Annotated in this window: 19 protein-coding genes; 6 read left to right on the top strand and 13 right to left on the bottom strand. The window is 54.6% G+C overall.

Going from position 1 to position 20,063, the window contains the following annotated elements; all coding sequences use genetic code 11:
• The first annotated feature begins 26 nt into the window (after positions 1-26).
• The 4 genes from C8R31_RS09260 (at position 27) to mgtE (ending at position 4,442) form a co-directional block, all read left to right on the top strand.
• The gene (locus C8R31_RS09260; protein ID WP_258192648.1) at positions 27-938 is read left to right on the top strand and encodes an energy transducer TonB; all 912 of its coding nucleotides are present in this window, start codon (positions 27-29) and stop codon (positions 936-938) included.
• A 121-nt stretch (positions 939-1,059) separates the two neighbouring features.
• Positions 1,060-1,893, top strand: a complete 834-nt coding sequence (gene aroE, locus C8R31_RS09265) for a shikimate dehydrogenase (RefSeq protein WP_107693779.1) — start codon at positions 1,060-1,062, stop codon at positions 1,891-1,893.
• 2 nt (positions 1,894-1,895) lie between these two features.
• On the top strand, positions 1,896-2,591 hold the full coding sequence (gene mtgA / locus C8R31_RS09270; protein ID WP_107693780.1) for a monofunctional biosynthetic peptidoglycan transglycosylase: 696 nt from the start codon (positions 1,896-1,898) through the stop codon (positions 2,589-2,591).
• A 408-nt stretch (positions 2,592-2,999) separates the two neighbouring features.
• Positions 3,000-4,442 (top strand): magnesium transporter, encoded by a 1,443-nt coding sequence (mgtE, locus tag C8R31_RS09275; RefSeq protein ID WP_107693781.1) that lies wholly within the window; start codon positions 3,000-3,002, stop codon positions 4,440-4,442.
• 90 nt (positions 4,443-4,532) lie between these two features.
• Here mgtE and lysA read toward each other — a convergent pair whose 3' ends face one another.
• From lysA to C8R31_RS09315, 9 genes are all read right to left on the bottom strand, one after another.
• Positions 4,533-5,792, bottom strand: a complete 1,260-nt coding sequence (lysA, locus tag C8R31_RS09280) for a diaminopimelate decarboxylase (RefSeq protein ID WP_107693782.1) — start codon at positions 5,790-5,792, stop codon at positions 4,533-4,535.
• The gene (locus C8R31_RS16770) at positions 5,789-5,923 is read right to left on the bottom strand and encodes a lipoprotein (RefSeq protein ID WP_219907489.1); all 135 of its coding nucleotides are present in this window, start codon (positions 5,921-5,923) and stop codon (positions 5,789-5,791) included. The genes lysA and C8R31_RS16770 overlap by 4 nt, the downstream gene beginning before the upstream one ends.
• Before the next feature lie 135 nt (positions 5,924-6,058).
• The gene (locus C8R31_RS09285) at positions 6,059-6,814 is read right to left on the bottom strand and encodes a M48 family metallopeptidase (protein ID WP_181320518.1); all 756 of its coding nucleotides are present in this window, start codon (positions 6,812-6,814) and stop codon (positions 6,059-6,061) included.
• Positions 6,815-6,848: 34 nt separating this feature from the next.
• On the bottom strand, positions 6,849-7,583 hold the full coding sequence (locus tag C8R31_RS09290) for a 1-acyl-sn-glycerol-3-phosphate acyltransferase (protein ID WP_107693783.1): 735 nt from the start codon (positions 7,581-7,583) through the stop codon (positions 6,849-6,851).
• On the bottom strand, positions 7,580-8,113 hold the full coding sequence (gene gmhB / locus C8R31_RS09295; RefSeq protein WP_107693784.1) for a D-glycero-beta-D-manno-heptose 1,7-bisphosphate 7-phosphatase: 534 nt from the start codon (positions 8,111-8,113) through the stop codon (positions 7,580-7,582). The genes C8R31_RS09290 and gmhB overlap by 4 nt, the downstream gene beginning before the upstream one ends.
• Entirely contained in the window at positions 8,110-10,323 is a 2,214-nt protein-coding gene (gene glyS / locus C8R31_RS09300; protein ID WP_107693785.1) for a glycine--tRNA ligase subunit beta, read from the bottom strand. Before glyS ends, gmhB begins: the two co-directional genes overlap by 4 nt.
• A complete protein-coding gene (glyQ, locus tag C8R31_RS09305; RefSeq protein ID WP_107693893.1) occupies positions 10,290-11,195 on the bottom strand; it encodes a glycine--tRNA ligase subunit alpha in 906 nt (301 codons plus the stop codon). Before glyQ ends, glyS begins: the two co-directional genes overlap by 34 nt.
• Positions 11,196-11,354: 159 nt before the next feature.
• The gene (gene lnt / locus C8R31_RS09310; protein ID WP_146164578.1) at positions 11,355-12,818 is read right to left on the bottom strand and encodes an apolipoprotein N-acyltransferase; all 1,464 of its coding nucleotides are present in this window, start codon (positions 12,816-12,818) and stop codon (positions 11,355-11,357) included.
• 243 nt (positions 12,819-13,061) lie between these two features.
• Entirely contained in the window at positions 13,062-14,234 is a 1,173-nt protein-coding gene (locus C8R31_RS09315) for a HAMP domain-containing sensor histidine kinase (RefSeq protein WP_107693787.1), read from the bottom strand.
• Between the two features lie 455 nt (positions 14,235-14,689).
• On the opposite strand from C8R31_RS09315, the gene C8R31_RS09320 reads away from it, so the two are divergent.
• Both C8R31_RS09320 and C8R31_RS09325 read left to right on the top strand, forming a co-directional pair.
• Complete coding sequence (locus C8R31_RS09320) at positions 14,690-15,961, top strand: M23 family metallopeptidase (RefSeq protein WP_258192649.1); 1,272 nt, start codon at positions 14,690-14,692, stop codon at positions 15,959-15,961.
• 35 nt (positions 15,962-15,996) lie between these two features.
• A complete protein-coding gene (locus tag C8R31_RS09325) occupies positions 15,997-17,097 on the top strand; it encodes an anhydro-N-acetylmuramic acid kinase (protein WP_107693789.1) in 1,101 nt (366 codons plus the stop codon).
• Between the two features lie 79 nt (positions 17,098-17,176).
• Here C8R31_RS09325 and erpA read toward each other — a convergent pair whose 3' ends face one another.
• The 4 genes from erpA to argC all read right to left on the bottom strand — a co-directional run bounded on the left by erpA (position 17,177) and on the right by argC (position 20,054).
• Positions 17,177-17,545 carry an iron-sulfur cluster insertion protein ErpA gene (gene erpA / locus C8R31_RS09330; RefSeq protein ID WP_107693894.1) on the bottom strand — a complete coding sequence of 123 codons (369 nt, stop codon included), beginning with the start codon at positions 17,543-17,545 and terminating at the stop codon, positions 17,177-17,179.
• Positions 17,546-17,600: 55 nt separating this feature from the next.
• Positions 17,601-18,017, bottom strand: coding sequence for a polymer-forming cytoskeletal protein (locus C8R31_RS09335; RefSeq protein ID WP_107693790.1), 417 nt, complete (start codon positions 18,015-18,017; stop codon positions 17,601-17,603).
• A 10-nt stretch (positions 18,018-18,027) separates the two neighbouring features.
• A complete protein-coding gene (locus tag C8R31_RS09340; RefSeq protein WP_258192650.1) occupies positions 18,028-18,768 on the bottom strand; it encodes a DUF6776 family protein in 741 nt (246 codons plus the stop codon).
• Positions 18,769-19,025: 257 nt separating this feature from the next.
• A complete protein-coding gene (gene argC / locus C8R31_RS09345; protein WP_107693791.1) occupies positions 19,026-20,054 on the bottom strand; it encodes an N-acetyl-gamma-glutamyl-phosphate reductase in 1,029 nt (342 codons plus the stop codon).
• Positions 20,055-20,063: the final 9 nt, after the last annotated feature.

Raw genomic sequence — 20,063 nt, forward strand, 5'->3', positions numbered from 1 at the left:
GCTGGATTCTCGTACTCCTTTCTGATTTGAGCGCCACCCCGACCATATCCGGCCTTGGTTCCGAGGCCTCCCCCGGCGTGATGTCGAGGACCTCGTCGCGCCTGAACGTCGCAATATTCCTCTCCGTGATTCTTCACGCTGTCGTGTTGTTCAGTATCAATTTCCAGTTCCCGTCATCAAAAAATGAGAGAGCGGCCTTCCCGCTGGAGGTGGTGCTGGTAAACAGCAAGTCGATCTCGAGGCCTGATAAAATGGACCCGTTGGCGCGCGCCAACCTGGACGGGGGGCGCAATACCGATCGCAGCCGTGCCAAAACACCATATCCAATTTCTCCCAAGCCTGAGCACATGGCGGACGAGGAGCCAGCCATGCAAAAAACGGAACAAGTCGAACAGGCGCAGCAACCGATGACTGTGCTCGATAGTGACGAGAAGGCTTATCCATCCGATCCTTTCGCTGCCCAGTCGGAAGAGAATCAGAACATCCTCGATACGACAGATCTGGTTCAGCGTAGCATCGAGATTGCCCGGCTAGGAGCCCGGGCTTCATATGATTATGGCGTCCATCAAAAGCCGCCTAAACGCAAATTCATCGGAACGCGTACACAGGACTACCGCTTTACGCGTTATGTTGAAGATTGGCGTCTTAAGGTGGAACGCATCGGAAATCTTAATTACCCCGAGGCTGCCAAGAGGGAGAAGCTCTATGGAACTCTGCAACTTACTGTTGGTATCAAGTCTGACGGCGGTCTGGAATCGATTGAAATAAACCGGCCCTCGGGCAAAAAGGTTTTGGATGAAGCAGCGGTACGTATTGTTAAGTTGGCTGGGCAAAATGGGTTCGCTCCGTTTCCGCCCGACATTAGCAGGGATATCGACGTTCTGCATATTACCCGCACTTGGGTATTTACACGCTCCGACGAACTGGCGAGTGAATGAGCGTCGTATTGCCGGGGTGAGGAACCGCCTCGCGCTGTACCTTTAATCACTGTAATGTTCCCGCAATCCACCTGCAATCTCTAGGGCGGCTTATAGACGCCTCATCCGGAACTCGGTTACTTTGACTAGCGTTGATCTCTACGCCGTTATCGGCAATCCCGTGGTGCACAGCAAGTCACCGCTTATCCATGCCGCGTTCGCCCGAGAGACGGGGCAGGAAATGCGTTACGAAGCAATACTCGCTCCAGAGGATGAATTCGCGGCCACCGTTGCGAGTTTCAGACAGCGCGGGGGTAAAGGCTTGAATGTGACTGTTCCATTCAAGCTCGAAGCATGCAAGGTCGCGAATTGGCTAACTGAGCGGGCAGATGCTGCACAGGCGGTTAACACCCTTGCGCTCGGTCATGACGGGATTCTCGGCGACAATACCGACGGCGTGGGATTGGTGCGGGACATCGCAGGCAATTTGAAGTTTCCGCTCAGATCGGCCCGGATTCTGCTCATGGGCGCTGGAGGAGCCGCGCGAGGCGTATTGTTGCCCTTGCTGCAAAACCAGCCTCGCGTGCTCGTGATCGTCAATCGTACGCGGCCAAAAGCGGTTGAATTGCAGCAATGGTTTTCGCGATATGGAGTCATTGTGTCAGCCGATTATTCTGATCTTCAAGGCCAGAAATTTGATCTCGTCATCAACTCCACCTCCGCCAGTCTCAAGGGTGAACTACCCGCGCTGCCACCCGGTGTCTTTGCTGACGAATCCCTTGCTTATGACATGATGTACGGCGCCGGACGTACGCCTTTTCTAAAATTCGCACAGGAGCAGGGCGCGGCGCGGCTCGCCGATGGCTTGGGCATGCTGGTAGAGCAAGCTGCCGAATCCTTTTTCGTGTGGCGAGGGATTAGGCCAAAAACCGCTCCGGTCATCGAAATGCTCAGGTCAATCGCGAGACAATCTTAAGCGTGAGATTTCTCAAACGCTGGTTTCTGCGTCTTTTTTTCCTTCTCCTGGTAGCGGTTCTCGGTTACCAGTTGTGGATTTTAGGTCACGTGGTTTACTGGAACGCTTACAACCCTTCCACAACCGCTTTCATGCGCGACCGTTTGAGCGCGCTAAGACAGAAAAATCCCGCGGCGACGTTACGCATGCGCTGGATGCCCTACGAGGGAATATCACACAATCTCAAGCGAGCAGTTATTGCGGCCGAGGATGGCAAGTTTCCGGAGCATGAAGGGTTTGACTTCGAGGCTATTCAAAAGGCATACCAGAAAAACCTGCAAAGAGGCCGGGTGGTGGCCGGAGGTTCTACGATCAGTCAGCAACTCGCCAAGAATCTGTTCCTTTCAGGAGAGAAAACGCCGTGGCGCAAACTCCAGGAGGCCGTCATCACCTTCATGCTGGAGAAAGTGATGTCTAAACGAAGAATACTTGAGGTTTACCTGAATGTAATTGAATGGGGCAATGGCGTGTTTGGTGCGGAGGCTGCAACCCGCTATTATTACGGTGTTTCAGCCTCGGCGTTGACTGCGGAACAGTCGGCTCGTCTTGCGGCCATGATTCCGAACCCGCGTTTTTATGACCTTAACCGTAGCACGCCCTGGTTACTGAAGAAAACCGGCATCATCCTGCGCCGGATGCCAGCGGCAACCATTCCCTGAAAGCCCTGCCTCCTTTCGGCCACACTGTGCAGGGGCGCCTTTGAGTTCGCTACTCGTCCTGTCATAATACTTGCCCCTTTTCCGGCGTTGGACAATCCTGTCTCATCTGCCTCTTGGAATAAGCTCTGGCGGAGCGGTGTGCTGGTAAAATCGCACATGCTCGCAGACCGCCTCTGAGCGGTCGAGGTGGAAGCTTCCGCGTTTTATCTTGAGAGAGGTATCAGGCGCGCAAGCCGGCGGTGAGTATCCCCTTTTATTGCAATCCGGCAGGTATAGCAGGTTGCGGGGTGGACCGCCTCAGGCGTCTGCGAAGGGAAATGGAATGCTCTGCCCTAGAGCGCATTCCATCCGCAAGGTCGCCGTAACATTCGTGTTCGGCTTGTTCAGCAGTTTCCAAAGGCGTTCCGTATGACAGAAGCAAACCAGCTCAGGGAAACAGATAACGTGCAAGAGCATTTGCAACGGGTACTCCATCTGTTGCACAAGCACAAGCTGGTGGAAGGCCTTGTGCATACGCAGCAAATGCCGCGCCACGAACTCGTGGAAGCGCTGGTGCATAAGCAGAACCTCGCGGAACTGCAAAAACTCCTCGACAAGCTGCACCCTGCCGACGTGGCTTACATTCTGGAAGCCATGCCGCTTGAAGATCGTCTCTTGATCTGGGATTTGGTCAAGGCTGAGCGGGATGGCGAAATTCTTCTGGAGGTCTCCGACGCGGTACGCGAAACGCTGATCGCCACCATGAACAGCGGCGAAATGCTGGCTGCGGCGGAGCAGCTGGACGCCGATGAAATTGCCGATCTTGCACCTGATCTCCCTCAGTACGTTCTCGATGATGTGTTCCAGTCGCTCCCCATGGAGGAACGGGAGAAGTTACGCGCTGCGATGTCCTATGCTGAAGATTCGGTGGGCGCATTAATGGATTTTGACGTCGTTACGATTCGCGAGGATGTAACCCTGGAGGTGGTGCTGCGGTATCTGCGCCGTTTGGATGAACTGCCGGATCATACCGATCAACTGTTCGTGGTGGATCGCAACGAGCATCTCAAAGGCGTACTTCCGATTAAGCGCTTGCTGGTTAACGATCCCGGCGCGAGCGTTGGTTCCATAATGACTACGCAGATGGTGATGCTTTACCCGAATGAAAAGGCGCACGAAGCGGCCCAGGCATTCGAGCGTTACGACCTTGTGTCGGCCGCGGTGGTTGGCACCGAGGATAAGCTGGTGGGACGCGTGACGGTGAATGCGGTGATGGATTTCATTCGCGAGGAGTCGGAAAGCGAAGCGCTTAGTTTGGCCGGCTTATTGCAAGAGGAGGATTTGTTCGCGCCCGTATGGAAGAGTTTGAAGAACCGGTGGCCATGGCTGGCGATTAATTTGGTAACGGCATTTATTGCATCCCGCGTCATTGGCATATTCGAAGATTCGATCGAAAAGCTGGTTGCACTGGCGGCGCTGATGCCTATTATCGCCGGGATTGGCGGGAACTCGGGCAATCAGACCATCACCATGATAGTGCGGGCACTTGCTTTAGGACAAGTCAATGCGAGCAATGCGCGCAAGCTCTTCGCCAAGGAGCTTGCCGTGAGCGCTGTAAACGGTCTGGTGTGGGGAGGGGTGGTCGGTTTGTTTGCCTACTTTATTTACCGCAGCGTACCTCTCAGCCTGGTTATGACGTTGGCAATGATGCTCAATTTGCTGCTGGCCGCACTATTGGGTGTGCTGATCCCGCTAACCCTTCACAGACTGGGCCGCGATCCTGCCACGGGATCGAGCGTGCTGATCACTGCTGTTACCGACAGTGGCGGTTTTTTCATTTTCCTGGGTCTCGCCACCCTTTTTCTGGTCTAGCCAGAGTTCGGCCTCCGGATAATATGAACTGCAGTAATGACCTGTATGAACTTGGGCTCGTCTAACGTTGGTTGCCCTAGGCAAGATATATCACGCGGGGAGAAGTTTTTCGCCTGCGGTCAAATGCTCCATGGATTCGCGTTCGCGGATCAGATGGCATTGCTCGCCATCCACCATCACCTCGGCCGCGCGCGGGCGGGTATTATAATTCGAGCTCATGCTCATGCCATAGGCGCCGGTTGACATGACGGCGAGCAAGTCTCCTTGCGACAGCGCAAGGCTGCGGTCGTGTCCGAGGAAGTCGCCGGTCTCGCAAACGGGGCCAACAACCTGATACGGTTTGGCGCTGCCACTCTTGGTCCGACATACCGGAAGAATCTCGTGATACGCGTCGTACAGCACCGGACGCATCAGATCGTTCATCGCCGCGTCCACAATCGCGAAATCGCGATGGGGTGTATGTTTAAGGTACTCGACCCGCGTAAGCAGTAAACCGGCGTTTCCAACGAGTGCGCGCCCTGGCTCGATGAGGATGCGCTGTCTGCGATGATTCACGCAAGCGCACAACGCAGCGACGTACTCCCGCGCGAGAGGCGGTGTTTCATGGGAATAGGAAATCCCCAAACCACCGCCTAGATCCAGGTGATCGATTTGTAAGCCCCGGGCTTCAAGGCGATCCAGTAGTCCGAGCATTTTGCCGCAGGCTTCAACAAAAGGATCGAGGTCAATCAATTGAGAGCCGATATGGCAGTCCAATCCACTAACGCGAACGTTAACAAGGCTTTGCGCCAAGACATATACCGCTTCGGCTTCTTCGAACGGAATCCCGAACTTGTTCTCTTTCAGCCCGGTCGAGATATAAGGGTGAGTTTTAGCATCGACGTCGGGGTTGACCCGCAGGCTCACGCGCGCAGTCTTATTCGTGTCTCCCGCCACCTGATTTAAAACCTTCAATTCCGCTTCCGACTCCACGTTAAAGCAGAGTATCCCCGCGGCCAGCGCTTCCCGCATTTCGTCGGGCCGTTTTCCCACTCCGGAAAATACTACTTTTCCCGGATTGCCCCCCGCTTTCAATACCCGATACAGCTCTCCGCCCGAAACAATATCAAAACCACTGCCAAGACCGGCAAATAAATTGAGGATGGCAAGATTAGAGTTGGCCTTGACTGCGTAGCACACCAGATGGTCACGCCCGGCAAACGCCGTGTCGAACTCCGCGTAAGCGGCAGCAAGCGCCCGGCGCGAGTAAACGTAGCATGGTGTTCCGAACTCGCTGGCAATGAGGTCAAGCGGCACGGACTCGCAATACAGCGCCGCATTACGATAGCTGAAGGATTTGGAGTTGCTCACCTCCGCTTCTCTGCATCCTGGGATTGCTGCGGTTGCGGTGCTATTGGTTCCTGGGGAAGATAGAGCGGCGCCTTAAGGCCGCACGCGTTTAGCAGTAGGAGTATCAGTACGGTGGTGCAGAAGGTGCGCATGGAGTATCGTCATCGGAGAAGAATACAAAATATACCATAAAGATCACGATATATCGGGGAGCAGTCACTTTTGGCAAAATGGCCGCTGATCGTCAGTGCGGCGCGGTTTCGCGAGTTGACCCCGGGGTGCTATTGTCACCCAAGCGTTCTCAAACGCTTCCTTGCAGCCTTATAGTCCGGATATATGCTTTCCACTGTTTGCCAGAATGCAGGGGAATGATTCATTTCGATCAGGTGCGATAATTCGTGGGCCACGACGTAATCCACAAGATCGAGTGGCTTTTGGATCAACCGCCAGTTAAGACGGACCACTCCCCTTGAATGGCAACTTCCCCACAAGGTTCTGGCGTGAGAGAGCCGTAGCTGCGGCAGCGCAACGCCAAGCTTTTGCGCGTACAGCGTCATGCGCTTGCTGAAACATTCGAGCGCATGATGATGATACCAGTCCATTACGGCACGTTCTATCTGTTGCGCGGTAAGCAGGGATGGAAGGGGTAATCTGAACTGTGTTTCCTCTACTCCGGCGCCGATATCCAGCGGGACCATGCACACAGTTCCAGCAGTCGTAACGGTCACGCGCCACGGCGCTCCCAGCAATAGAAAAATACTTCCTTCCTCCCATGCCGGTCCGCTCGGTTTTCTGTTCTTCCATTCGTTAAGCTTGGTAACAATCCAATCGGCTCTCTTCTCCAGCACCGATTCGACCCACTGTAAAGTTTCCCTGACTGGAATGCGGACAGTCAAACCGCTGCGATCGATCCTCATACCAATGGTTCGCCGCCTGCAGCGCATGAGGATATACGTCACTTCGCGGCCGTTCAGGTGGATATTGCGAAGCTCTTCCGCTTTCAGCCCACCTTCTTTTTGTGTCTTGGATAAAGCTTTTTTCATGCTTGACGTTATTAACTAAACAGCTAAATACATTTTACATTATGGCTGTTCGGCCCCCAATAAGGGCCATTTCCGCTTCGATCCATGATTCAACCCTGGCATTGAGATCGCCGGGTTCCATCTCCGCAGGATTGATCGGTGGGCCGATGCTTACCGTAATTGTTCCGGGCAGTTTCAAAAAAGAATTCTTGCCCCAGAACTCGCCCGCATTGTGAGCGACCGGTACGACGGGTGCGCCGGTATGGGTTCCAAGCCACGCGCCACCAATGCCGTATTTTCCCTTTTTTCCCGGGGCGATGCGTGTCCCCTCCGGGAAGACTATTATCCAGAATCCTTGCTTCAGCCGGTCTTTTCCCTGATCCACGATCTGTTTTAGCGCGGCTTTTCGGGAGCTTCGATCGATAGCGATGGGGCTGGTTAAGGCCAGGCCCCAGCCAAAAAATGGCACGCGCAACAGCTCCTTCTTAAGAACCCACACCTGAGGTGGAAATATCTGCTGGAACGCGATTGTTTCCCAGGCAGACTGATGTTTTGACAAAACAATGCTTGGAACCGCGGGGATATGCTCCGTGCCAATAACCCTATAGCGAATGCCACAGATGAGGCGGAGCAGAAACATCATTATATGCGCCCAGCCGGAAGTGATCCGATAGCGGCGAAACGGTGGAAGGGGAAACGCCGCCAATATGATGAGAAAATAAAGCGGAGTGATGATGATCTGCAACAAACTGTATAGTGTCGAGCGCAGCACGGTGAAAACTGAATTCATTGCGTCAGCGCATCAACCGCGGCGGCGAGATTGGCAAATATTTTCGTGTTTGCCGGCATTCCACCGGCAGCTGCCGTTTTTTTGCCTTTGCCTGTCAGTACCAGAACTGGATCCGCGCCTACTGCGGCCGCAGCTTGCAAGTCACGCAGCGAGTCGCCAATCGCCGGCACCCCGTTTAACTCTAGGCCGAACCGGTCCGAAATCTCTTTGAACATCCCGGTTGCGGGCTTGCGGCAGCTGCAATTGTCGGTGCTCGCGTGCGGGCAGAAAAACATTGCATCAATTCGTCCCCCAGTTTGATTGGCGGCCTTGCACATCCTGTCGTTGATGGCGTTGAGCGCCACCATATCCAAAAGCCCTCGACTGATGCCGGATTGATTTGTTGCCACCACGACCTTGTAGCCGGCCTGCGTCAGACGTGCAATGGCTTCCAGGCTGCCGGGAATGGGTTTCCACTCGTCGGGGGTCTTGATAAAGGCGTCGCTATCGTAATTGATGACGCCGTCACGATCTAGAATGACGAGTTTCATGCCAGCTTGGAAATATTTGCGACCCGGTTCATTGCTTGCTGCAACTGAGCAAGCAATGCGAGGCGGTTGTGACGAAGCGACTCATCCTCGGTGTTGACCATCACGTGATCGAAAAAACCGTCCACCGGGCCCTTCAGTCCAGCCAATATTTGCAGCGAGGTGCTGTAATCGCCTGCTGCAAATGCCTCCTCGGCCTGGGGCGCGATCCGGCTCAATGCCCGGTGCAAGTCCTGTTCCGCAGGCTCCTGCAACAGTCCCGCATCCACCTCGGCTTCTATATTTGCATCCGCTTTTTTGAGGATGTTTCCCACCCGTTTGTTGGTTGCAGCAAGACTTTCCGCTTCCGGCAATGCAGCGAAAGCACGAACGGCGTAAAGACGTTTTTTGACGTCGCTCAGCAATTGCGGACGCAGGGCCAGCACAGCATCGATCTGCTGTGGAGAGAAAATACGGTCAGCAGGTTCGACGTAAACTCTCTTGCCTGATACGAGCACGTGCTCATCAAAAGACTCGGCGCTGAAATAGTGGCGAAGCCGCTCGTAGATAAAACGACTCAGTGCTTCTGAAGGATCGTTGATACTTCGGTTAAAGACATTTACCGCTTGCCGCAGCAGCGTATCCAGAGGCAGCGGGACTTCCTGTTCCACCAGGATTCGCACCACTCCCAATGCGTGACGGCGCAGCGCAAACGGGTCTTTATCTCCTGTCGGGACCTGGCCGATGCCAAACATGCCAACCAGCGTTTCCAGCTTATCCGCCAAGGCTACACTTAGGCCGGTCGTATTGCGCGGCAGTTCATCGCCCGCGAAGCGTGGCCTGTAATGATCTTCGATCGCATACGCCACATCATCCGACAAACCGTCGTGTTTGGCGTAATAGCAGCCCATGACGCCTTGCAGTTCCGGGAATTCGCCCACCATATCAGTAAGCAGGTCGGCCTTGCACAGCATCGCGGCTTCGCCCGCTTGCGCTGCGAGCTCATTGCCGCCCAGCTTTAATCCGATCGCCTGCGCAATGGCCCATATCCGCTCCACCCGCTCCGCCTGGGTACCGAGTTTGTTGTGATACACGACCCTGCGCAAGCCTTCCACACGCGATGCGAGCGTTTTCTTTCGATCTTGATCGAAGAAGAATTTTGCGTCTGCCAGACGGGACCGAAGCACCCGCTCGTTGCCGGTAATGATCTGGCTCGCATCAGCCGGACGAACGTTGGAGACGATAAGGAATTTATGAGAGAGCTTGCCATTTTCGTCTATTAGCGGGAAATATTTCTGATTCGCTTTCATGGTGAGAATCAGGCATTCCTGCGGCACATCCAGAAATTTTCTGTCAAATTCGCCCACCAGCACGTTTGGCCGCTCGACCAGCGCAGTGACTTCGTCCAGCAGAGCTTCATCTTGAATCATAATCAGGCCTTGTCCGGCCGTCGCGGCCTGAAGCTGTCCTATAACTGCATTGCGGCGTTTTTCAAAGCTGGCTATAACTGCGCCTTCAATCTCCAGTTGTTGTTCATAACTGTCGGCATCGCGCAACTCCACCGTTTCAACGTGTACTTCAAAGCGATGCCCTTTTGTCGTCCGGCCGGCCGTCAAACCCAGTGCTTCAACGCCGGGTACGATATCCGCCCCATGCAGCGCGACGAGCGCGTGTGCGGGCCGCACGAAGGTTTCATCGGTCCAGCCATCCGCGCGTTGATAAGTCATGGCTTTCGCAATGGGCAGTTTTTCTCTAATTACGAAAATCAAGCACAGGTTAAGAAGCCGGGAGAGAGGCTCGCCCCCATTTGTTCCCTCCAGGTAGATATACTCAGTCGAGCCGTCCACCGATCGCACCAGGCTGAAGTTCCCCCTTTCGATGTCCACCGGATAAATCTGATCTTTCGCCAGACGCTTCCGAAGCGCTTCGCTCCAGCTGTTGTCCGGATTGAATGCGATCGACGAGGGCATGAGTTTCTTCTTTTCCACCCGCTCTGGCGAACTGGAGCGGACATCGGTAATGTGGACGCCGAGCCGGCGGGGGGATGCATAGGCTATAGGACGACTCGTCTCCGCTAACAATCCGTCTTTCTTCAGCTGCTCGAACAGCTCGGTGGCAAAACTGTTCCCGAGTTTCCGTAATGACTTTGGGGGCAACTCCTCGACGAGCAGTTCAATCAGCAGGTTTTTGGTTGCGTTGCTCAAGCTATACTCTCCAGCATTTGCTCCGCCCATGTGCGTGGCGCCAACGGGAAACCCAAGCGTTTACGGCTTTCGTAATAGGTTTGAGCCACGCTGCGCGCGAGATCGCGAATTCGCGCAATATATGCAGCCCGCTCGGTCACGGAAATCGCGCCGCGCGCATCCAGCAGGTTAAAAGTGTGCGCAGTTTTCAGCACCTGCTCATAGGCCGGTAATGCCAGTGCCTGCTCCACCAGATATTTCGCCTGGCTTTCGTGGCTGGCAAACGCTGTCAGCAGCAAATCCACATTACTATGCTCGAAATTGTAGGCTGATTGCTCGACTTCATTCTGGTGGTATACGTCAAAGTAGGAGAGTCCTTCGGTCCAGGTCAGCTCGAAGACGTTTTCCACTCCCTGCAGATACATCGCGAGCCGCTCCAGGCCGTAAGTGATTTCGCCTGTGATTGGTTTGCAATTCAAGCCGCCCACCTGCTGAAAATAGGTGAACTGGGTAACTTCCATTCCATTCAGCCAGACTTCCCAGCCCAGGCCCCAGGCACCGAGGGTCGGGTTTTCCCAGTCATCCTCGACGAAGCGGACATCGTTCTGTTTCAGATCCAGTCCGAGTTCTTTTAGCGAGCCGAGGTAAAGTTCCAGGATATTGGATGGTGCTGGCTTAAGCACTACTTGAAACTGATAGTAGTGCTGAAGCCGGTTTGGGTTTTCACCGTAACGACCGTCCTTTGGCCGGCGAGCGGGCTGCACGTAGGCAGCCTTCCAGGGTTCAGGGCCCAGCGCGCGTAAAAACGTTGCAGTATGGGATGTTCCTGCTCCCACTTCCATGTCATAGGGCTGGAGGAGCGCGCAACCCTCATTGCTCCAATACTGCTGGAGCGTAAAAATTATTTCCTGAAAAGTGCGCATCAAACCTTGATATTTTTTATATTGGTTTAGGCGAGGCGTTGAAAGTCCGCCCGTTGCCGAAAACAGGATGCAATTAGCGGTGCGTTTACCGGTAAGAGACCAGCGGTTTTGCTCAGCTTGCGCTGGAGCCATACTTTGCAACGATAGCAATAGCGAATTTTACAGGTTTTTGCCCATGCCGCGGGACGTTGGCAGCAATGCAACGAACAATATTATCCCGGCCAGCCCCAAGACCAGACTGTTGCCAAAGCGGACATAAGGGGTTGCGCCGGTAAATCCCTGCGCCATGCCATGTAGCGCGGTCGCGGTAAAGACTTCCACCTGTTGCAGCACGCCGCCGCGTTCATCGATGATGGCTGTTACGCCCGTATTGGTGGCGCGCAGCATGTAGCGGCCGGTTTCCAACGCGCGCATTTGGGATATCTGCAAGTGCTGCCGCGGCCCGATGGATCGGCCAAACCAGGCGTCATTGCTGACGTTGGCCAGCAGGGTGGCTTGCGGTAGCTGTGTGATGATTTCCTCGCCGAACACGTCTTCATAGCAGATATTCACGGCTACGCGCTGTCCCGCGATGTTCATGGGCTGCTGGTCGAGTCCGCCGCGCGAAAAGTCCGACAAGGGGATTTTGAGCACATTGATGACCCATCCAAACACGGCCTTCAGCGGGATGAATTCACCGAACGGAACCAGGTGGTGCTTGCGATAGCTCTGATCCGGGGAGATACCGAAGCTGAACATGGAATTGTAGTACTCGCTGCCTCCGCCCGGAGCTTCAACCATACCAACGAGAATATCGCCGTCGTTCTGTCTCGCATAGTTGGCAAGTTGCGCCAGGTAAGCGGGTGGCACTTCATCACGAAACAGGGGTACCGAAATTTCCGGCGTAATGATCAGGCGGCTCCTGCTCTCTTCTGCAAGCCGGGCATAAGTATCCATCGAAGTGACGATCTGATCGGCGCGCCATTTCATATCCTGGGAAATATTGCCTTGCAACAGGCTGACCGTTACCGGTTTGCCCTGGGGCTCAGTCCAGTGGACTTGGCGCAAACCGAAACCGGCAAGCCAGATCGCCAGCAGGGGCAATAAGTAGCGTGGCCCGCGAAATTTGCTTTCGAAAAGCAACCCCAGGAGCGCGGCGCTACAAACGAGTACGAGCGAGATTCCATAGGCGCCTACTACCGGGACGAAACCCGCCAGTGGGCTCTGCGGTACTTGCGAGTAGCCCAACGTCAGCCATGGAAAGCCGGTGAATAGCACGCTTCGCAACCAGTCGGATAGAGCCCATAAGGCGCCTGCCGCCAACGCCCAGATCATAGGAGAAGCGATCCGCAACTGCTTTAGCGTCCAACCTGTAAGGGCGGGGAACAATGCTAGATAGGCACACAGAAACAACAGGGCGAGCACGGCGGCCGGCGCAGGCATTGCGCCAAAGTCATGCAAACTGACGTAAATCCATGTTACACCCGCGCTGAACATTCCCATGCCGAAGGAAAAGCCGAGTAGAGCCGAGTGAAACGGTGTCGCGCTACGGCGCCACAAATGGCACAGTAGTGCCAGCGTGACAAGCGGAATCGGAAAAAGGTAAAAAGGCGCAAATCCGAGCACAGTCAGTGCGCCGAGCATGAGCGTGAGAACGAGTTGCACGCGGATTTTATTCACGCCGCTTCACCCTGCGTCGGCGCCGGGAACGGCTCGAAAACATGGTCTCAAGCGCACTGCCGGCTGCCATGGCCCCTGGAAGAATATCGGCCCCGCTGGGTGCGTCGTCTTTTTGCAAAATAGAGTACAAGTATGAACAAGAGCGTATCAATACCATCGGCCATCGGACTGACGGCGGGTCAACAAACCGAAAGGATTAAAACAGGTTCAGACAGAAGAAGGGGCGTAGCTCGGCAGCACCAGTCGAAAGGTTGAACCCGCATTGATCTTCGACTCGACCTCCAACTCGCCACCGAGCAGGCGGGCGGCTTGCGCAGCAATGGTCAATCCCAGGCCGACGCCTGGTTTACCGTAGGTTTCACCGCGCTTAAAGGCATCGAATAGATTGTTCAGGTTTTCCGGCGCGATGCCTGGCCCGTGATCGCTAACACTGAGTATCCAGCCAGTGTCGTTGCCTTTCGACTTATTCCGGGCCGCGATTCTTATCATGCCGCTGGAGCTGTATTTTACGGCGTTCCCCAGAAGATTCTGTAATACAAGCGTCAATAAACCCTCGTCGCTCATTGTCTCGGCGCCCTCGGGCACGTCGACATCCAATCTCAAACCTTTGGCTTGCGCGTCATGCCGCGACTGTTTGGCCACTTCTGACAATAGAAGCTTGAGATCCACGAGCTGAAGATTAATCGGGGCACAATCCTGCCGCAATTGCTCTGCCTGTAGCAACTGGTCCATACCGGACGTCGTCTGCAGGATGGCTCGCTTGATCGACTCGATATCCTCTACGCTCTTCGCATATTCTGGAGCTTGAGACAGTCGTGCAGCGAGAAGCTGCAAATGAAGCATGGCGTGGTTGAGGTGATTGCGCAGATCATGCGACAGGAAGGAGAGGTATTTTGACTGCGTATCGGTAGAGGCCCTAATCCGCTGCCGAAGATGATCCGTGAATGCGACAACGCCTACTTGAAGGGCGGTGTCAATGGCCATATTCAAGGCAACGTTACTGCGTGCATCCAAGCCATCTCCAAGTGCCTCTGAAATTTGTTCGATGACTATTCTGCGGAGCAGCCGATATTCGACAACTAACTCCCGGATGTTGTAGTGTTCATGGAACCGAGTCACCCCGTGACTTTTGCTGCCCTCGATCAATTCACGGGTAGCGTGGGGTTTGCCCGAGGCCAGCGCGGCGGCGATCTCTTTCAGGATTGAGGGCAGCGAATTCCGAAGCTGTTGCAGAGTTAGCTCATCCGCGGCAGGAAGCGTGCGACGCACAGCAATTTCCCACTCGGGGATGATGAAATCCGCGCGTGCGCGTAATGCGGCCGCGAGTTGGGGAAAAGGATGATGCGCAAGTAAATCAAGCGTCAGATCTTCTGTGGACATGAACGAACTGTTCCCAAGATAGAGGAGGTGAGCATGAAAAGCAGTCAAAATTACGCCAAGCCCACATGGGTGCCGCAAGTTGAAGTAGGCGAACCGCACTTTGAAAAGCCACTTTTTCCCAAAGTCTGCTGTTGGGGTACCGCGAGTTCCTCAAGATATGTTTTAGCAAGCAGGGGATGTCATTATACGATAGCTGCCCCTGTACAGGGGACGTGAACAACGCGGTTAAGCAGCTCCTGTTCGGAGGGTAAACGCACCCAAATCTGTTACGCCTCGCGCGTTCCCTGTATGGTGGGGCCCGCAGCAAGCCGCTATCCATACCCGCCTGTCTTACCCCCTTTAGCATGTCAACTATCCTCACGCGTGGCATCTATTGTGCTAAAATTTAGGACTAAAGCATGAGGGAGAATATGCTGGTTCACAAATTCAGGGTTTTGCCGGAAAAGCAGTTGACTTTGACAAAAAGAAGATTGCGCTGGCTGATTCTGTTATCGAGTATTCCTTTGTTTGGCATGGTGGCAGCGTTCGGGATAGCGCCGGACACGTCATTCGAAGAACTTCCCGTGGAGCAGGTCGTCCTGCGCCTCGAACTTCCCGAAGTTCATCCTGCGTCTGATCTGGATATGACATTCTGGCGGCAGGAACGAATCGAGCGCGGCGATACTATCGCGACCTTGCTGTCCCGTCTCGGCGTCAACAATCATGACGCAGCCAGTTTCTTGCGAGACGTAAGAGACGTCAAGCCCATGCATCAGCTCATCTCCGGCAAGACCATCCACGTTCAGAGTACCGCTGCGGGCGAGTTGCTTTTGTTGCGCTATTTCCCGGGCGGCAGCGAGCAGCTGGTGATGGAGAAAAGTGGGGATGCCTTCCGGATAAGCGAACAACCGGCAAAGCTGGAGACGCACATCCAGATGAAATCCGGCGTAATAAATAGTTCGCTGTTTGCGGCAATTGATAGCGCGGGCGTGCCGGACAGCGTTGCCACCCAGATTGTTGATATTCTTGCATCCGAGATTGATTTTCATCGGGATTTGCGCAAGGGCGACCGTTTTACCGTGGTATACGATTCGCTATATGGCAATGGCGAGCCCGCGAGGCCCGGACGAGTCCTGGCGGTAGAGTTCATCAACCAGGGAACCCCTCATCGGGCACTTTATTTCGCGCCTGAAAACGGGGAAAGCGGCTATTTCACGCCGGACGGCAAGAATCTCCGAAAAGCATTCCTGCGCTCGCCGCTGGAGTTCTCACGCATCAGTTCGGGTTTTTCAAGCGCGCGTTTTCATCCTATTCTCAAGACATGGCGCGCGCATAATGGTATTGACTACGCGGCGCCGACCGGCGCTCGCGTGAAGGCGGCGGCCGATGGGACCGTGGCGTTCTCTGGCTGGCAGGGCGGTTACGGTAACGTCGTGATCTTGCAGCATAATGGTGGGTACTCGACCGTTTACGGGCACTTGTCGGCTTTTGCCAAGGGTTTGCGCAAGGGGGAGCGTGTCAGTCAAGGTGAAGTAATCGGCCAGGTCGGTGCGACTGGAATGGCAACCGGTCCGCATCTGCACTATGAATTTCGCTTCAATGGTGTACAGCGGGACCCCACAAAGGTGGCAATGCCTGCCGCGAACCCGGTTTCGCCCAAGCATCTGCCGTCATTTTACGAATATACCAAATCGTCGATGGCCCGGCTGGATATGCTTCGTGGAACCAGCCTCGCATTCCTCGACTAGGCGCCTGGCGCAAAACGGGCATTAGGCGGAAGAATTTGAAAACCGCTTACTATATCGGGATCATGTCGGGCACGAGCCTCGACGGGATCGATGCAGTGCTTGCGGATCTCGGCTCTTCACCCCCTTCGTTGCTGCATACCTGTTACCGGCCATACGATTCAGATCTCCGCAACCGGTTGCTGGGGTTGCATCTGCCGGGCCACGATGAATTGCATCGCGCCTCCTTGATGGGCAATGAGCTCGCCCATCATTATGCCCACGCAGTAGCGGCATTACTTGCTGAAAGCAGCGTAAAGGCAGCCGAGGTGGCGGCGATTGGATGCCACGGCCAGACGGTCCGGCACTGTCCCCAACCAGGGAACGGCTATACCATACAATTATACAATCCCGCACTACTGGTTGAGCTCACGGGCATCGCTGTGGTGGCGGACCTCAGGAGCCGCGATATTGCGGCGGGTGGGCAGGGCGCGCCGCTGGTCCCGGCGTTTCATAAAATACTGTTCAGCCACCCCGAAATTCACCGCGTTATCGTCAATATCGGCGGTATTTCCAATATAACCGACCTCCCGCCCGATGGCGAGGTTACCGGATTTGATTGCGGACCCGGCAACATCATGATGGACGCGTGGTGCTTGCGTAGTATCGGCAGCATATATGACAACAACGGAGCATGGGCAGCATCAGGCAGAGTCATACCGGCCCTGCTGGACAAACTTCTGACCCTGCCTTTTTTCTCTCTTGCTCCCCCAAAGAGCGCTGGAAGGGAAATATTCAATCTAGTTTGGCTGGAGGATTGTTTGTCCGGAGATGAGCAACCAGCTGATGTTGCAGCGACCCTTCTGCAGTTGACCGTTAGGGGAATTGCAGAATCGGTCTCAGCTCATTTCCGTGACGTGGCGGAAGTTTATCTATGCGGTGGCGGCGCGCGTAACGGAGCGCTGGTTGACCGGATTCGAGCAGCCATGACCGGTAAAAAGGTGGAATTGACCGACAGTATCGGCGTTGATGCCGACTGGCTGGAAGCATTTGCGTTTGCCTGGTTGGCAAAACAGACTATGAATGGTGAGCCCGGTAATCTTCCCTCTGTAACCGGCGCAAGCGGTCCCAGAGTTCTCGGGGCGATTTACCCTAATTAACTTTGCTCCAATTAAAACCTGGTCAGCCAAAGACGACTTTGTCAGTTTTGCTATGTAAAAAACGCGAACTGATAATCGGCTACACTGAAAAAGAAGATCCACAACCACAGGTACTGGACGCTCCGGGGTTCTTGATAACAAATTGCGCCCCTTCGGCATTTTCCTGGTAGTCGATTTCGGCCCCGGCCAAGTACTGAAAACTCATCGCATCGATGAGTAGTTTCACGCCATTCTTCTCCGTTACCGTATCATCTTCGCTGATTAACTCGTCAAAGGTAAAGCCGTACTTAAAACCGGAGCATCCCCCGCCGGCGACAAACACTCGCAGCTTGAGATCATTGTTTCCTTCTTCCTCGATCAATTGCCGGACTTTGGTTGCCGCATTATCAGTAAAAATAAGTGGAGCTTGCATTTCTGCAACCAGGCTGGAGTTGGTTGGTGCGTTCATATACATCTTTTGTCGAGTTAAAGGGGGGACAACTATTCACTTGTGTGCGCACAGGTCACTCGCTTTGGCTCGCGGGGATCAATGGTACGACTTTATTGTCGACTTGGATATTATCCAGATGATGAAGCATCCCATCCACCGATGCGCCAAGCTGTATTTCCATGGCCTTGTAATGCACATCTCCAGAGACCTTGGCTTTCGGCTGTAGTTCCATGTATTCGCTTGCATGGATTGCGCCGGTTACCGTTCCGTTGATAACGGCATGCGAGACAATAATTTTCCCCTCTATGACTGCCTGGTCGCTTAGCACGAGCGTGCTGGGCTTGTCGCCGAGCGCGACGATATTCCCCGTAACGCGACCATCCACCCGTAAGCCTCCGCTGAAGTTGACGTTGCCGTCGATGTGGGTTCCTACCCCAATCAGCGAATCAATCTGACTTTGCGGTTTCTCGGTTTTTCCATTTCCGAACATTCTGCCTCCTCTATAGTGACAAGTTTACCGTCTGCATCAGTCTCGTCTGTGCCACGCCTTTTTCATACACCTTTACCTGCATACTATCCACGATGGCGTCCGGGGGCAAATGAAAGGTGTTGTCTATTCTTTGGTAAAATCTGAAGTTGATGTCCAGCATTTGTGACGAACTATCGCTGCCGATCGGGATCATCATCTTTTCCCCATTTTGCTGGAAATGTACCGCGAATTCCAGACTTCCGTGGAAATCCTTTGCGCGCGGTCCGTTTTGGACCAGCAACAGGCTATAACGGTATTCTCCGGGCAGTTTGCCCCGTTCCAGCTTCAGCCGTCCAATCGAAACCTTCTGCTCTGATTTTCCACCGGCTGAACCCAGGTTCTGAAAAAACGCCAGGTCCTCTTTCAGGCGGATATTTTCGTTTTCGAGCGTCTTGACCTGTTTTGCGATATCTTCCCGAGCGACCAGGTCCATTTGCAGTTGCCGGTCAAGGCCCGCCACCTTCATGCGGAGTTCTTCGTTATCCCGCTCCAGACGGCCGTTCAATTCCGACAAACGGTTTAGGTCATGACCCGTTTCGTTCTTGTCAAAGCCGGCAAACCTGCGCCCCGCTTCATACATACCTAAGGATAGCCCCACTGCCAGCACGGCGAGAATCGTGATAACGACCCAACGCATATAGGCCGGGGTCTGCGGACGTATTGCGACCCTCGGCGCCGATATGCCGTACTTTTTTTTAAGCGATTTGATCATGCCCCAACATCCTGAAAAATCCTCGGTGGAGCCTATTGCCGGCCAAGCTGGAAATCGCGAGCAGGCGCGCCACGTGTCTACCTGACACCTGATTCAGGCTGAACAAGTGCTTAGTGCTTAGGCTGCCCCATGCGCCTCCAATTTTACTGCAACTTGATCGCCTGGTGGGCGTTGGACTCTTTCGGGGCTACAGTCCTATTAACTTGGACACTGACTCGCGTCCCGCGCCGTCGCACCCCGGAAAAGGGACAGGCTGCTCAGGGCAGCAGTGGAGCATGGCTGATCGCCAGCGTTTCAGACAAGCCGAACATCAGGTTCATGTTCTGCACCGCTTGCCCTGCTGCGCCCTTGACCAGATTATCCGTTACCGACAGTATTACCGCGGTGTTGCCTCCCTGCGGACGATGGACAGCGATGCGGCAGAGATTAGAGCCACGTACCGAGCGCGTCTCCGGATGGGCGCCGGGAGGAAGCACATCAACAAAGGGCTCATCGGCGTAGCGCTTTTCATATAAAGCCTGTAGATCGGTATGCGAGGTTAGTCGGGCATAGAGCGTAGCGTGAATGCCGCGGACCATAGGCGTGAGGTGGGGCACGAACGTCAACCCAACGGGTCGCTCTGCCATATTCGACAGACCTTGTCTGATTTCCGGCAAATGTCGATGTCCTGGAACACCATAAGCCTTGAAATTATCGGCGGCCTCCGCATACAGCGTATGCACCGCGGCGGTGCGCCCAGCGCCGGATACGCCGGATTTCGCGTCTGCCACCAGATTGCCCAGGTCAACGATACCCGCTTCAACGAGTGGCAGGAAGCCCAGTTGCACCGCTGTGGGATAGCAGCCCGGATTGGCTATGAGTGTCGCGGCTCTGATTTTGTCGCGATTGATTTCAGGCAGCCCATAGATGGCCTCGGCTACCAGATCGGGGCAAGCGTGTGACATGCCATACCACTTTTCCCATTCAGCTATATCCTTGATGCGAAAATCGGCAGACAGATCGATTATCCGTACGCCCGCGTCCAGTAACGGCCGTGCCTGGTTCATGGCAATACCGTTTGGGGTTGCGAAAAATACCACGTCGCATTTGTCCAGGTCAGCTTCTGCAGGATCACTAAATTTTAGCGACACTCGTCCTCGCAAGCTGGGAAATAATTCCGCTACGCCCATACCTGCTTCCTTGCGCGACGTTATCACCCGCATGCTCACCCCAGGGTGGTCGGCCAAAATGCGCAGCAGTTCTACACCGGTGTAACCTGTTCCCCCTACAATTCCTACGTTAAGCATAGCGTTCCC

It is taken from the genome of Nitrosospira sp. Nsp2 (genome assembly GCF_003050965.1).
GTDB lineage: Bacteria > Pseudomonadota > Gammaproteobacteria > Burkholderiales > Nitrosomonadaceae > Nitrosospira.

Bases quoted from the DNA above. Each gene is read 5' to 3' on its own strand.
- C8R31_RS09335 (WP_107693790.1), bottom strand. From the start codon at position 18,017: ATGTTCGGAAATGGAAAAACCGAGAAACCGCAAAGTCAGATTGATTCG.
- mgtE (WP_107693781.1), top strand. From the start codon at position 3,000: ATGACAGAAGCAAACCAGCTCAGGGAAACAGATAACGTGCAAGAGCAT.
- argC (WP_107693791.1), bottom strand. From the start codon at position 20,054: ATGCTTAACGTAGGAATTGTAGGGGGAACAGGTTACACCGGTGTAGAA.
- C8R31_RS09315 (WP_107693787.1), bottom strand. From the start codon at position 14,234: ATGTCCACAGAAGATCTGACGCTTGATTTACTTGCGCATCATCCTTTT.
- glyS (WP_107693785.1), bottom strand. From the start codon at position 10,323: ATGGGCGGAGCAAATGCTGGAGAGTATAGCTTGAGCAACGCAACCAAA.
- C8R31_RS16770 (WP_219907489.1), bottom strand. From the start codon at position 5,923: ATGCGCACCTTCTGCACCACCGTACTGATACTCCTACTGCTAAACGCG.
- C8R31_RS09285 (WP_181320518.1), bottom strand. From the start codon at position 6,814: ATGAAAAAAGCTTTATCCAAGACACAAAAAGAAGGTGGGCTGAAAGCG.
- gmhB (WP_107693784.1), bottom strand. From the start codon at position 8,113: ATGAAACTCGTCATTCTAGATCGTGACGGCGTCATCAATTACGATAGC.
- erpA (WP_107693894.1), bottom strand. From the start codon at position 17,545: ATGAACGCACCAACCAACTCCAGCCTGGTTGCAGAAATGCAAGCTCCA.
- lnt (WP_146164578.1), bottom strand. From the start codon at position 12,818: ATGCTCGGCGCACTGACTGTGCTCGGATTTGCGCCTTTTTACCTTTTT.
- glyQ (WP_107693893.1), bottom strand. From the start codon at position 11,195: ATGCGCACTTTTCAGGAAATAATTTTTACGCTCCAGCAGTATTGGAGC.
- C8R31_RS09340 (WP_258192650.1), bottom strand. From the start codon at position 18,768: ATGATCAAATCGCTTAAAAAAAAGTACGGCATATCGGCGCCGAGGGTC.
- C8R31_RS09290 (WP_107693783.1), bottom strand. From the start codon at position 7,583: ATGAATTCAGTTTTCACCGTGCTGCGCTCGACACTATACAGTTTGTTG.